This window comes from Paenibacillus sp. DMB20 (assembly GCF_000987955.1).
Taxonomy (GTDB): Bacteria; Bacillota; Bacilli; order Paenibacillales; family Paenibacillaceae; genus Paenibacillus_AQ.
On the sequence record NZ_LAZU01000021.1, the window covers coordinates 1 to 13,142 of the forward strand.

At 40.3% G+C, this 13,142-nt stretch carries 13 protein-coding genes; 10 read left to right on the top strand and 3 right to left on the bottom strand.

The window, feature by feature from the left end:
• Positions 1 to 240 (top strand): IS3 family transposase (locus XI25_RS07450; RefSeq protein WP_046678052.1); only part of this gene is annotated, 240 nt, incomplete at its 5' end.
• Positions 241 to 357: 117 nt separating this feature from the next.
• Complete coding sequence (locus tag XI25_RS07455; protein WP_152669083.1) at positions 358 to 1,329, top strand: hypothetical protein; 972 nt, start codon at positions 358 to 360, stop codon at positions 1,327 to 1,329.
• A 1,043-nt stretch (positions 1,330 to 2,372) separates the two neighbouring features.
• On the opposite strand, the gene XI25_RS35695 is transcribed toward XI25_RS07455, so the two are convergent.
• Both XI25_RS35695 and XI25_RS07465 read right to left on the bottom strand, forming a co-directional pair.
• The gene (locus tag XI25_RS35695) at positions 2,373 to 2,498 is read right to left on the bottom strand and encodes a hypothetical protein (protein WP_268794478.1); all 126 of its coding nucleotides are present in this window, start codon (positions 2,496 to 2,498) and stop codon (positions 2,373 to 2,375) included.
• Positions 2,491 to 3,474, bottom strand: a complete 984-nt coding sequence (locus XI25_RS07465) for a hypothetical protein (protein WP_046678055.1) — start codon at positions 3,472 to 3,474, stop codon at positions 2,491 to 2,493. The genes XI25_RS35695 and XI25_RS07465 overlap by 8 nt, the downstream gene beginning before the upstream one ends.
• A 175-nt stretch (positions 3,475 to 3,649) precedes the next feature.
• On the opposite strand from XI25_RS07465, the gene XI25_RS36750 reads away from it, so the two are divergent.
• The 8 genes from XI25_RS36750 to XI25_RS07500 all read left to right on the top strand — a co-directional run bounded on the left by XI25_RS36750 (position 3,650) and on the right by XI25_RS07500 (position 11,600).
• A complete protein-coding gene (locus XI25_RS36750; protein ID WP_442950364.1) occupies positions 3,650 to 3,835 on the top strand; it encodes a DUF7669 domain-containing protein in 186 nt (61 codons plus the stop codon).
• Positions 3,771 to 4,205, top strand: coding sequence for an outer membrane protein assembly factor BamB family protein (locus XI25_RS07470; RefSeq protein ID WP_046678056.1), 435 nt, complete (start codon positions 3,771 to 3,773; stop codon positions 4,203 to 4,205). The genes XI25_RS36750 and XI25_RS07470 overlap by 65 nt, the downstream gene beginning before the upstream one ends.
• Before the next feature lie 27 nt (positions 4,206 to 4,232).
• The gene (locus tag XI25_RS07475) at positions 4,233 to 4,793 is read left to right on the top strand and encodes a hypothetical protein (protein ID WP_046678057.1); all 561 of its coding nucleotides are present in this window, start codon (positions 4,233 to 4,235) and stop codon (positions 4,791 to 4,793) included.
• The gene (locus tag XI25_RS07480; RefSeq protein WP_046678058.1) at positions 4,793 to 5,185 is read left to right on the top strand and encodes a hypothetical protein; all 393 of its coding nucleotides are present in this window, start codon (positions 4,793 to 4,795) and stop codon (positions 5,183 to 5,185) included. The genes XI25_RS07475 and XI25_RS07480 overlap by 1 nt, the downstream gene beginning before the upstream one ends.
• 275 nt (positions 5,186 to 5,460) lie before the next feature.
• Positions 5,461 to 7,074 carry an HNH endonuclease gene (locus XI25_RS07485; RefSeq protein WP_046678059.1) on the top strand — a complete coding sequence of 538 codons (1,614 nt, stop codon included), beginning with the start codon at positions 5,461 to 5,463 and terminating at the stop codon, positions 7,072 to 7,074.
• A 68-nt stretch (positions 7,075 to 7,142) separates the two neighbouring features.
• A complete protein-coding gene (locus XI25_RS07490; protein WP_200901401.1) occupies positions 7,143 to 7,709 on the top strand; it encodes a hypothetical protein in 567 nt (188 codons plus the stop codon).
• Positions 7,710 to 8,043: 334 nt separating this feature from the next.
• Positions 8,044 to 9,834, top strand: a complete 1,791-nt coding sequence (locus XI25_RS07495) for an ATP-dependent nuclease (protein WP_046678061.1) — start codon at positions 8,044 to 8,046, stop codon at positions 9,832 to 9,834.
• A 29-nt stretch (positions 9,835 to 9,863) separates the two neighbouring features.
• Positions 9,864 to 11,600, top strand: a complete 1,737-nt coding sequence (locus XI25_RS07500; protein ID WP_052759488.1) for a UvrD-helicase domain-containing protein — start codon at positions 9,864 to 9,866, stop codon at positions 11,598 to 11,600.
• 744 nt (positions 11,601 to 12,344) lie between these two features.
• On the opposite strand, the gene XI25_RS07505 is transcribed toward XI25_RS07500, so the two are convergent.
• Complete coding sequence (locus XI25_RS07505) at positions 12,345 to 13,142, bottom strand: ABC transporter permease (protein WP_046678062.1); 798 nt, start codon at positions 13,140 to 13,142, stop codon at positions 12,345 to 12,347.

A 13,142-nucleotide genomic window follows, 5' to 3' on the forward strand; every position in this document is an offset into this window, starting at 1 on the left:
TTTAATATTGGTCGTTCGCTGAGCATGAAGGGATGCCCTTACGACAACGCCGTTGCTGAAGCCACCTACAAAGTAATGAAAACCGAGTTCATAAATCAAATCAATTTCCAAAGTCTTCACCATCTAAACGTAGAATTATATGATTATGTGAACTGGTTCAACAGGCATCGAGTTCATGGCTCACTAGGTTACATGACACCAGTTCAGTACAAAGCTGCAGCCCTTAAAAAAGTTGTCTGATTTACTGTTGACAGTCCACTATCATCAATAATTTATTGTAGCTTGTTGTAGATCATCAGAATCGTTTGATGTAAAAGAAAGAAGGTTTATGATCTTATGAGGAAGAAGTTTACCTGTGTGTTATTAGTGACAAATTTATTGTTCTTACCTTCTAGTGCTTTTGGAAATGGTAACAACAATGTAGATATGAGCACCGTAACTATTAGCGAGGTGCAAAACCTAATAGATCAAAAGCTTGATCAAACGGTTAAGAAGAGTGAAGTTGATGATATCTTATCAGATAGGAACGTGTTAACAGATAAGGAAGTTATGCAACAGTTGATAGATTTACAGTCTGACAGAATCGGCTTATTACAGGGGAATATCTCCTCAATTTTAAATATAATTGCTACTCTTGTAGCGATTCTTGCCTTTCTGGGATTTTGTTATGGTTATTGGCTTAAGAAGCAATTAGCTGAAAAGCTAGAAGATGCTGAAAGAATACAAGATGAAATTAAAATTGACAAAGAAGAGGTTATTCGTTCAATGAATGAAGCTACTGCCCTGAAGAAGGATTTGAGAAACTCTATAAATGAAGTGGATGAACTTAACCGAGAACTTAATAAGCAGAAATTGCTTTACGAGGAAACGATAGAAAATGTAGAGCGTTTAAGGAAGTACATTGTATTTCAAGATGTAAAGATAAAGAGACTTACAGTATTGGGTCGATTCTTTCACTTAAGGGAAGATGCAGCACAAGTACTTAAGAAACTCGATACCCTTGATCATAATATATGGTATGCTGAGCCAAATCTGCAATACAAAATTCAAAAGGTCACGGGGAGTAAGTCAAATGAGCACATATTAGAAACAATAGAGTACTATATCAAACACTTAGAGGCAGAAGAGGCGAATGTTTGGAAAGCTGCTAAGTATGAATTGGAATTTGATGATTTTGAGGATGAAGATTATGATGAGGACTTTGATGATTTTCTTTCTATTTTCGAAGATTGGGAAAGTTATTATGACGATTTGAAGAGGATATCAGAGGTGGTTGAAGCTTATATAGCTATGGATGATAATAGTGATTCCGAAGGAAGTATAGCTTAACTGATCGATAACACTTTTTTTTTTGAGAAGAATTTTCTTTCCCTATAATAGATATACACAAAGGATTCAAGAGTTCTTTAAGGTTATGAATCCTGTTGAGTCAACTGGCTACAGATAGTGTAGAATCCAGTCTCAACGCTGGTTTTGAGGAATTGGCAGACGACAGGACTTAAAATCCTGCAGAGTAGGCTACTAATGTCGGGTTCGCCCCCTGTCCTCGGCAATTTCAGGGCCTCGATTCTTTGGTGATCATTCGCTAAATCGTACATAAACACGTGATCCTGCGTACCTGAAAGGGTCATTTTAACCATATAGAATATGAATCCTTCTTTGAGGTGCTTGGTAAAAAAGGTGGAAGAGGTTTCTGTTTTGGTAGGATGTTAACAAAGGTATGGAAGTCAGCTCCTGTAACATACGAAGCTGCGCCCGAACAGTTTCTGATTTGGAAGAAGGCTCAGGGTATTTCCATGCAGAAAATGAAAGAGTACAGGGAATAGATCGCTCTTTTCGTCGATGTCTCGAAGCTGGTATACCGCAAGCAGTCGAAGCACTGGAGAGAAGCGTGAATAGCACTTATATGGAGAGTTCTTGAAGTTGAAGTAAGGCAGGAAACGGCCAAAACGAACTCCTCAGGCACGCTACATTATTTACCCGTGACAATCAAGGGTATTTTAGAATAAATATCGGTTAGACCTAAGGAATGGGACGAGCAGTTCCTATCTTCTGCACTTACGAGGACAAACCGACATGATTGAATTCTACTGCATGAAGCTCGGAACGTATATTATTGCGTATGATCTGCGGCACTCATTCGCTATCTTGTTTTTGCAGCAATGCAGGAATGCATTAGCGTTGCAACGGGATGCTGAGGCACGTCACACTGGAGATGACGAAAGAATATATAGCGGTAACGAATAATGAAATGAAAAACCAGCATACAATGGTCTCACCAATTAAATTCTGCTTCTATCGAAGAAGTTCAAGGTAAATATTCACAAACGATGATGAGCACCTTTTCTTTGAGGGAAAGGTGCTCTTTCGGTTTAGTTCTTTACCTTTTTGATTACATGGTTGATACCGATAATAGCCAAGCAGATAAGAACCAGAATGAACCATGCAGGGGCAGAGAAGGCCTTGCCGCCGCCTAATGCGATTCCGACGTTACCCATTGAGTTTCACCTCCTCTCCCGTAACTTGAGCAAGGAGAGAGGGCAAGGAAGCGATAATTTGATTCCAGATTTTCCTTGTTTCAGGATTGGACAAGAACTGCTTGAGTTGTTGACGATAACCACCGCTGATTAGGACAAGTAACGCGTATCTGTAGAACGATGGCTTGTCAGTTAAGAACTTTAATTGAAAATAGTTTTCTAGGTTCTTAATGCTGTTACCGAAGAAGGGAATTTCATATACGCTTCCGAAGAGAGCCTCTAGATCCGACCAGTATTCCTTTAACAAATCAATAAGTTCGTAAGCTTCTTGGTAGTCTTGCTCATCTGAATGTCTGACTGCGTTCTTCCAGGTCATCATCTGCAGCCAGTCGTTTGTTGGCTCAAGAATAGTCTCATTCATTACTTCCGAGTCGATATTAGATAGTTGATTGAAAGTGCGAAACACATCCAACGATATGGTTCCATTGTCGATTATGTCAGCAATGAGTTTACTGGCTATTATTAACCGCGTAGTAGATTCTTTTGCTTCGATCCTCTGCATCTCTTTTGATTGTTTTGTTGGCCTTCCAATTGCTTTAGGTGCTCTCGCTACTTCGTCATTAGCGATATCTTCAATGATCTCAGGAAACTCAGGATGTGCAGTATAACCTGCAACTTCCTTGAATGTATTCATAATGCTCGAATGGAATTCGACAAGTCGAGCTTTTAGCTTGTCCCACTGAACGGGATAGCCTTTCCAATAAAGGATGAAAATACAGTCCTTCTGGTGCTTACACATCCTGCTAGATTTAAGCTTGTCAATTAAGACAATAGTGTCTATTGAGCGCTCATCGTAGTGGGTAACGACACCTTGAGAGAACCCTAAACTCACACGATTCCCTACGATAAGACCATATTCTACGTATCGCTCAATCATACTGCTGCTTATTGATATTCCCTGCTCTCGAACTCGTTCAAGCAGTTCCTCTTTCAACATTGTTCTCACCTCTTGAACCGATTGTAGCCCGCCTACAATATGAAAACAATGGATGTTGAATGCGGAAATGAATTAGACATTCACTCTAATCACAACATTCACAGTAGAAGCTTACTATTCTGGAAAATGAAATTCATGTTACGATAGAAAAAAAACATGAAAGGAGTGATTCTGAATGAAAAGTACTTGCAGGGATGAGTTGTTACAGGCAACGAGATCGATAGTTAAAGCCAAAGGAGAAAATCGGTTCACACCTAAGGAAGCTGTTGAGTACATGCATCACAACAATACGAACTATGCTGAATCGACGATCAGGACACATATCGTTTCAAAATGCTGCGCTAACGCAATTCTTCATTAATGAACAACTTGAAGATGGCAGTGTTGCTTTGAAAGCATTGAATACCGAAACGGGAAAAGAAAGATGGAGCTACAGTGAAGGGTTACTATCACTGTCGACCTCTCCAATAGTAGCAGGGGAGAAAGTATACGTTACTAGTCAAGGGAACCTCTACATTCTGAGTGTTAAGTCTGGCAAGGAGCTTGAAGTCATCAAGCACGAGGCTGTAATAAATAGCCTGGCAGCAAACAATAAGCTTGTGGTGGTTGCCGATTTGGGTGCCGGAGTAACTGCTTATGATTTGAAGAGCAAGAAAGCAAAATGGAGTTATACAAATGATAGCTTTGACATAAAGAATAGACCGCAAGTGACTCTGTTCGATAATAAGTGATTATTAACAGAAGTGAAGAACGGTACTGTGGTGATGTTGGATGCTGAAAACGGCAAGGAGCAATGGAACAAAAAGTTTGGTAATCCTGTGTTCTCGACGGTGTACAGTGGTACTATTACGGAGCCAACTGAGAATACAGTGTATCTTGCCGTTTTTGAAGGTCAAAGCGAAAAGCTAAAAGCTAAAAGGTTATCCAGGCTACTCCTCCCTTATGGGGTTAAACGTCGATACAGGAATGAGTTATGGCGCTATCAAGAAGAGGACTTTATTTTCCAAGATCCTAACCTTTTTGATAATGGTATGATCGTTGTAACTCAAAATGGAATCAAGGCATATCAGGCTGGCAAAAACACCCAAGTTGCTGTACAGAAAGTGTCGGATGCGACAGATAACCAGCCTAGTTCTAATTCGAATACAGAGCTAGTTGATTTGGAAACATTCGAAGGACGATGGAGTACGCCTGGTTCGGATGAATTAGCAATTAACATATCCATAACCGATGACAAGAATGGGTCATCACATATTTCATTGAAGGGTCGGAGAATTCAGTCCCTTTCCAATACGTTCAATCAAGCTATAGTCAGTTAATGCTGTTGGTTGGAAACGAGGAGAAGCCACTAATTCTTACCTGGTATGAGTCGGGAAAGCTGGGCTATAAGACTAATGAGCAAGACTATACACTGGAGAGGGGCGGCGTAAGCCAACCTTCAGAGGAAGCGTCAGAAACCAGCTTGATCAATGGGTTCAAAGGCAAATGGTGCGATTCGGATCAAATGTTATGTTTTGAAATTAAGCTTGATGGTGACTCAGGCGGCAAACTTGATTACTATCAAGAACGGGAACCATTCGAAGGTCCTTTCCGAATTACCAATATGGATGAGTATAGCATCGTAATCAATATTAACGATTCCATAGAGGCATCCCTTGAATTAAGTGATGATAAGAATACTTTAACTTACGTGACAGATTCAATAAACTGAAACGATGACAATACAGGAATAGCGCCCATGCGGCGCTTTTCTTATGCCCCCAAAAAGGGATATACTCCGTTTCTGTCGAACTATTAGACGAATAATCGAATGCTCGCTCAGAAGCATATTCAAAGCGGTAAGCACACACTTGGATTCGAACTGACTAAGTAATCACAAGAGTATCGCGGGAGGATATCACATGAATGCTTCTTATATAATAAAAAAAGCTTGAAAAGGCGTATCCAGACAAGATAATTCAGAGCTTTGCTGAGCAGCATGCCTCCTTGTACCAGCTAACAGGGGCTTTTTCTCGGCAGAATGACACTACAATAAAAGATTTTCTAGATTCCAACGGCTTTGAATATATTACTAAGCCCAGAGGTATCCCATCGACGTTTGATGCAGTAACCGCTCGGCGACTTATTGAGCAGTTCGATGTGACCCAAATGGACTTCGCAGTTTGGTTTAAGGTTTCTAAGCAAGCGATTAGCCAGAAACTTAATAGAACGTACATTGGTGTTAGCTGGACTAGTACTAATCTGAGTCCTGACGAAGAAGAAGTGATTGACGACATGATCGAGCGAAACATCTTTACTTATGAGGATGAGGAATTGATTGTCGCCATAAGATCGAATTTCATCCAAGCATGTATCATTATTATTGGGAGCGAACAAACCAAAGTACTGTTCGAGTTTAATCAGCCACTAAGCGAAAAGCTGGGTAGGGCGAAGTACGATACCTTCAGAGAAATTGATTTCTCATTACGCGAAAGTATGATTCCTGTTAATGTATTTGGAATAAAACACGCCAAGATCGATGATAGAGCTGCATTAGCCAGAATAAATCAACAATGTAGGAAGAGAGGCATCACTACCGACGAATATTGTGTAATGCATGGATTCGAGGGAGGGTATTGCCGCTCTAACATGCAGACAGACGAGGATCTAATTGAAATTTTAAACAGTTACGTGACTCAAGATAACCTTGTATACTTCCCGCATACGGTACCTGAATATTTCAAGTTCACCAACAAAGCATCACGTGCAAATATGACGCTCGACGAGCTGTTTGAGTTCTTTGGATACATTAAGGTGGATAGTCGTTTAGACTCTAACTATAAAAACAAAATCTCTAGATACATTGACGAGTTAAAACAACTACGAGTGAAGGACAGTCAGAATAAAATCTTACTGAGAACGGAAACGGCATTATATCAGCGTTTATACACTTTCGCTAAAAGGCGGGGGAGTACACTGGATGAGTTCCTTGCAGAGCTTGGATTCGAACGAGTGTACGAACGTGCAGTAACCTTTGATTCGGAAAGAAGGCCTTCTGATACTGACAGACATCCTAAAGACAAGTCAGCATTATTGAGAGAGCTGGAAGGTCTTCAAGGTCACTTGGAAAGAAGTGTAACGCAGAATGAATCAATCAGCCGAAACCGACAATTAGTTAACAAACTAAAAGAACTTTATGATTATCGTTGCCAGCTTTGTGACCCTTTCAATATTTATCCTGTTATTGAAAAGGAAGATGGAACTTTCTATGTGGAAGTCCATCACATCATTGCATTACAACATGCTTCATTATTACCGAATGGATATGATGACCAGTTAGACACTTTTAGAAATGCCATAGTCGTTTGCCCTTTTCATCATAAAGTCCTTCATTACCACCAAGGAGGATTTGAACGGTTGATCAACCAAAACGGCGACATATTTTTTGTATCGAAGCACGATGCACTTCTCAAAGTCCTAGTTAATCATCATCTGCAAGTGGACGACAGGGGTAGTCATTTGTTAGTTAAGTCAAGTTGGAATCACAATAGTGTGAACAATCTCAAATTATTTAAGCGTCCTGAGGAGTTGTGCTCAGCTGGACAAAACATAACGACATAACGATAAAAAGGTAATCGTATATGACCTCTTGGTATCAGAATTGGAATAGGAAACAGGAGCAGTGGTCTTTGGAAGAGGTAGTTAACAAGATAATCGAGATTAACGAGGATAACGAGCTGTTTTGGTCAAAATCGTATGGATGGGCTCCATCTGACGCCGCTGATCTATTAAGCATCTCGCGGCTTGATTGGCAGACCTCATTATCTCATACATTAAAGTTATGGATTGACGAAAGTCTATTATCGAATGATAACATGGATGGTTCGCTGATACTAGCTTGGACTAACCTTGGAGCTCTTGTTGAAGGCACTATGAAGCTTTTGCTCTGTGTATACTATCTAGACTATAAAGATGATGAAGATGCAATTAAGATTTATGACAGGAAGCAGAAGGAAAGAATTGTGGCAGAGCCAGACTCAGCTAAGCTAGATTTGATGAGAGAGTTTTATAAAAAGAGGATCTGGACTGAGGGACAAGAACATTGGAATGAATGGGTGCTAGTGGTCCAACAAAGGCGTAATGCAGTTCATGAGTTCAAAACACGTGAGATTGGCGACTTTGGAGAGTTCCACAAGAATGTCAGACGCTACTTGGAGTTCCTGCAGCTTATCACCGAGCGTTTGCCACGTCCATAGCCTGCCCAATTCAGCGATCACATACATTCTCACGAAGCCAAGAGTACGGAAGGAATTTTATGGATTCAGAAAAACAGACGGAAGTCCGAAAACCCGCGGTGTAGTAAGCTTTCGGACACTTTGGTACACAGCAGGATACCACGCACATTACACTGGCGTGATGCGGTCTGATCCTCTTTATGGAAGCATCTGGAGAGACTTAACGGTAATTGAATTAATAAAATCCAAGTAAGTCGAAGTGCCCATGAGGCACTTTCTTTTTTTTTCTAAATGCAGGAAATTCGTCTGAATAAGTCGAAGATTGGGATATAAGAGAACCATAGAGGTGAGTCGAGTGAGGATTTCGAGACTACTTATCCGTAATTTTAGGGGCATCAAAGAAGGCGAGTTATTGTTAAGTCCAAAGACAGTGCTTGTAGGAGATAATAACATAGGTAAGTCTTCGGTATTGGAGGCTATTGACCTTGTCCTGGGGCCAGATAGGTTATCAAGACCTTCAGTGATCAATGAACATGATTTCTATGCTGGAGAATATCTCGACAACGAGAGTAAACTTGTAGAAATAAATATCGAGGTAGTTGTAGTCGATTTGACTGAAGACCAACAAAGGCATTTCAGAAACCACTTAGAATGGTGGCATAATGAGAATCAAACTATACTGGATGGCCCGCCACCAGAGTCTACTGATGAAGAGAAGGTTGTTCCTGCGTTACGTGTTTCTTTTACAGGGAGATATGATGAGGACGAAGACGACTTCATTGGTAAAACGTATTTTGAATCTCCAATGAAAGACGATGGTTCAAGAGACATATTTGGAACGAAGGATAAACGTCTTTGTGGTTTCTTATTACTCCGAACCCTTAGGACAGGTTCAAGAGCACTAAGCCTAGAGAGGGGCTCCCTTCTCGACATAATAGTTCGCTTGAAAGAAATAAACCTTCCAATGTGGGAAGAGGTATTAATTAAGCTTAGAAAGATAACTGTTGTAGATGACCCTGCATTGGGCGTTACTGAAATTCTTACTTCTGTACAAGAAGGCCTGAGAGCGTTAGTTCCATCGGAATGGGCTGATAAACCTCATTTTCGGGTTTCCGATCTGACACGTTCCAGTATGAGAAAGGCACTAACCGTATTTATGGGAACAGGCGCTATCCGTAGTGATGGCGAAGAATATGCAGCCCCCTTTCAATTTCAAGGAACAGGGACTATTAATACCCTTGTGTTGACTCTGTTGTCCATGATTGCAGAGCTCAAGCAAAATGTTATATTTGCTATGGAAGAGCCTGAAATAGCGATTCCACCGCATACACAAAAAAGGATCATACACAGCATCATAGCCAAATCAGCACAAGCCATCTTCACTTCTCACTCCCCTTACGTATTGGAGGAACTTGATCCTTCTGAAATTCTTGTAATAACGAGGCAGCATGGAATCCTCTCTGGAAAACCTGCCCAGTATCCACCAAGCGTGAAACCAAAAGCATATCGGGATGAGTTTAGGAGAAGATTTTGTGAGGCACTACTTACACGAACTATATTAATTACGGAAGGTAGAACGGAGTACGACTCATTCCCTGTGGCGGCAAGAAGATTGCAGCAGTTATTCCCATTCAAGTACAGAACACTTGAGGAATTAGGAATAGCTATCGTTAATGCTGAAGGGGAGTCAAAAGTAGCTACGTTGGGAGCTTACTTTAGAAGCATCGGTAAAACAACCTTGGCTGTTTTTGATAAGCAAGCCGACGAAAGTAAAAAGCTGATTGATCTTGCAGTTGACCATCCTTTTGAAGCTCAAGAAAAAGGGTTTGAAGACTTGATAGTTAATGGTTCTGATATTGCAGCTTTACGGCGTTATGCAAAATCAGTAACTGAAGCGGGTGAATGGCCGACTCATTTATCTAAAGTCACTGATAGTAGTACAGATGAAGAGCTTAAAAAGAGTCTTCGTGAATTCTTCAAGCAGTCAAAGGCTGCTGGTGTAACATCTGACTTTATTAATCAGTGTGAAGAATCTGAAATGCCTAGCTTTATCACTGATACATTACAAGCTATACAAGCAATAATCGAAACACGAGCTGGCAAATCAGGAGAAAATGAAGAGGATAATGACGATCTACTGGGATGATGGCGACGTAAGAGGCGGGAGGATATCGGATGTTTGAACTCTCGGATCAAAAGAAGGAATTGTTAAATACAAACGGCCCTTTGTTAATTTTGGGAGGGCCTGGTTCTGGGAAGACAACAATTGCTTTATTGAAGGCGAATCAAATAATTGAGCAGGATGGTTTGAGTAAAGGGCAACTGGTTTTATTTTTAAGTTTTGCACGGGCAACTGTTTCTCGAGTTGAAGAACAGGTTGGCCAAATGATTTCAAGTGGTAATAAAAAGCATATCGAAGTCAATACTTATCACGGATTTATCTGGGGGATATTGCGGAGTCATGGGTACTTGTTGAACTCCAATTCTCCGTTAAAGCTGCTGACTCCGCCTGAAGCTGCGTCCAGACTTGCTAATATCAGCAACGAACAGGAGAAAACGGCTGAGAAAAGGCGATTGTTTGATGCCGAGGGAATTGTACATTTTGATTTGTTTGCAGGTTTGGGGGCAGAACTGCTATCACGAAGCAACTCTTTGGCAAGAATCATTTCTGATGCCTACCCTGTTATAATTCTTGATGAGTTTCAAGATACAAACCCAGATGAATGGAGCTTCATAAAAGAATTAGGTAAGAGGAGTAGACTGATAGCTCTAGCTGATGCTGAACAAAGGATATATGAATTCAGAGGAGCTGATCCAGCACGCATCTCAGAATTCATAAAGCAGTACAACCCAAAGCAGTTCGACTTCGGGTTTGAAAATAATCGTAGTAACGGGACCGATATAGCCATCTTTGGTAACGATTTGTTGTCAGGGCGAAACAAAGAAAAGAAGTACAACAATGTTCATATAGTAACTTATCCATTTCGTAAAGGGAATTGGCTTCATTTTGATGTTAAGATCGGGGCCATTAAAGCAGCTAGAAGGTTAATTGCTGCGGGCCAAAAGAATTGGTCGGTTGTAGTACTTGTACCCACAAAGAAACTCATGATGGAAGTGTCTGACTACTTCAGTGAAACTCAAAATGTTATGAACAAGACATTGCGTAGGGTTCCTCATGAAGTTGCCCTTGAAACAACGGGACCATCACTTGCTGCGATCCTTATTGGGGAATTATTGGATTTAGGTGTTGCTAAGGAAGATGGATTAAACCAATTAATAAAAAACTTATGTGAACACATTCGGGGAAGGAATGGTAATGAGCCTCCAAGCAAGGCTAACTTGGAACTGTCGACAGCTCTATTGGATTATCTAGCAACAGGTAAAATTCGGGGTACAAAGCGTCAAAGCATAATAAACGATTGCAAAGCCATAAATGATGCCATTTATGATTTGGAGTATAGCGGGAACCCCAGTGAAGACTGGATTCAAATAGTCGACATCTTATCCAAGTCCAGTTCAGATGTCATAAAACAGGTTGTTGTCGATTCACAGTATCTTAGAATACTTCATAAGGGTTCAGAACTTAGGTCTAGTCTTTCAACAATGTGGCGATCTTACGGTTCGTATAGAGGAGCGGGACAGGCAATAAGGTTATCCTTGCTTCAGGACTACTTTTCCTCATCAACGAAAGAATATAGAGGAATTCATATTATGACCATTCACAAGTCCAAAGGTAAGGAATTCGATGAAGTCATAATTTACGAAGGACTATTTCAAGGTAAAATTGTAAACAAGATCGGCGGGGCCAAATCTATAGAGCAATCACGATTAAGTCTTCGAGTTGGAGTTACACGTGCAAGGCAAAACACAACGATTATAACCCCAGCGAATGATATTTGCCCATTTTTATAATTCATAACAACCTGGACTGTTTAATAACTGAGTTATGATAATTTTAATCAACGGTGGTAGGTACTCATGTATGTAAAATCTGTTAATTATTGAGAAGATTGAATATGATGGAACATTAAAAACAGTTCAACTCAATTCACTGTTGCTGATCAACTGATGATTTCTTTCCCTAATGTGTATGATGAAAAGCGTAGCGGTCCATTCTACTTTCAATCGCTATGATAGAGTATTACGGAGGACTGCAAGAACCAATGGCGCGAGAAAATTGCACTCGAACCATTTTCGTACAAGTGAGTTAGTAACACAGTTGAGTTTACCCTGGAGAAATATTCCCACTGATCAGGGGGAGTTATCCTACTACGCATTAAGCCTTCCAAATTACGCAGTACCTATAATGGTCATCCATTAAAAAAGGCAGTTATTAAAGATAAACAAAAAAAGAAATGCTATGTAGTCTATATTGAGTCTAGGTCACGTTTCAAATCTTTTGGTTTTGATCTTGAATGTTCTTATAAAAAGGCAACGCATGAAGAGTTCAAAAACTATGAATATCATGATGATGACTTGTTTTGATGCATATTGGATCACCCCATGTCTATTCCAATAAAGAGCACACAAAATAAACAGATAGCTACTATAATCCCAAGCATTATCAATTTTTCACTCTGTTGATTATCATTGCTCACACGATCACCCTTATAGTTATATAATGTTTTCCATAGGTTAAGTAAGAATACTCCCTGATTAAGCCTGAATGTCCTTCTTCCTAAACAAAATGTAAGTTATGCTCAAGCAGAAGCCGATCAAGATCAAGGGAATGGCCAGTGCACTCAAATAGTCGGATAACCCGGAAAGGACAATATGTTCGGAATTAACCACATAAACGCCGGAAAATTTCATGATTTGTGTGGTCAGCGTATGTTCAGACAGCCAAAGCAAAACGTCAGCTGAACTATTCTTGAAATAACCGCTTATCAAGAAATCACCGAATATAATCATGAAGGTGGCGACTACTGCAGTTGCTGTTCGCTTGGCAATTACGCTAACCAGCATGATGATGGCTGCATACGCAGCTAAATACAAAATGTTGAAAGCGATCGCACTGGCCGCCGCAACTAAATCATGATTTGAATTTGGATGACCTGAAGTAGAACCCGAGATCCAGGCAGCTAGAATATATACAACATAGAAAGTGCCGAAGAACTGTAAGACCCACCAAGTTATGGCCTGAATGGCTGACATAAATTTTCCGGTAATATACTTTGATCTACTGTACCCGGAAGCGATGATATGCTTGATTGAACCATGCTCGAAGCCTTCTGTAACGAAGAAGCTTAAATATATCGGAATTATAAAATAGAGAAATAAAGATAAGGGTGTAACCTGAGTTAACGGTTCGATCCAGTGATTAAGCTGAAAATTCGTTTTATTCCCTATCCAAATCGGAAGCAGAATGCCAACGATCAAGAACAGTAGGGTAATTCCCATAAACGCGGTATCCCGCATCATATAATAGGTTTGGCCCTTTAAAAAATTCCTCAT

Coding starts and splice junctions, on each gene's coding strand:
- XI25_RS35695 (WP_268794478.1), bottom strand. CDS start 2,498: ATGGGTAACGTCGGAATCGCATTAGGCGGCGGCAAGGCCTTCTCTGCC.
- XI25_RS07465 (WP_046678055.1), bottom strand. CDS start 3,474: ATGTTGAAAGAGGAACTGCTTGAACGAGTTCGAGAGCAGGGAATATCA.
- XI25_RS36750 (WP_442950364.1), top strand. CDS start 3,650: ATGAAAAGTACTTGCAGGGATGAGTTGTTACAGGCAACGAGATCGATA.
- XI25_RS07470 (WP_046678056.1), top strand. CDS start 3,771: ATGCTGAATCGACGATCAGGACACATATCGTTTCAAAATGCTGCGCTA.
- XI25_RS07480 (WP_046678058.1), top strand. CDS start 4,793: ATGCTGTTGGTTGGAAACGAGGAGAAGCCACTAATTCTTACCTGGTAT.
- XI25_RS07500 (WP_052759488.1), top strand. CDS start 9,864: ATGTTTGAACTCTCGGATCAAAAGAAGGAATTGTTAAATACAAACGGC.
- XI25_RS07505 (WP_046678062.1), bottom strand. CDS start 13,142: ATGAGGAATTTTTTAAAGGGCCAAACCTATTATATGATGCGGGATACC.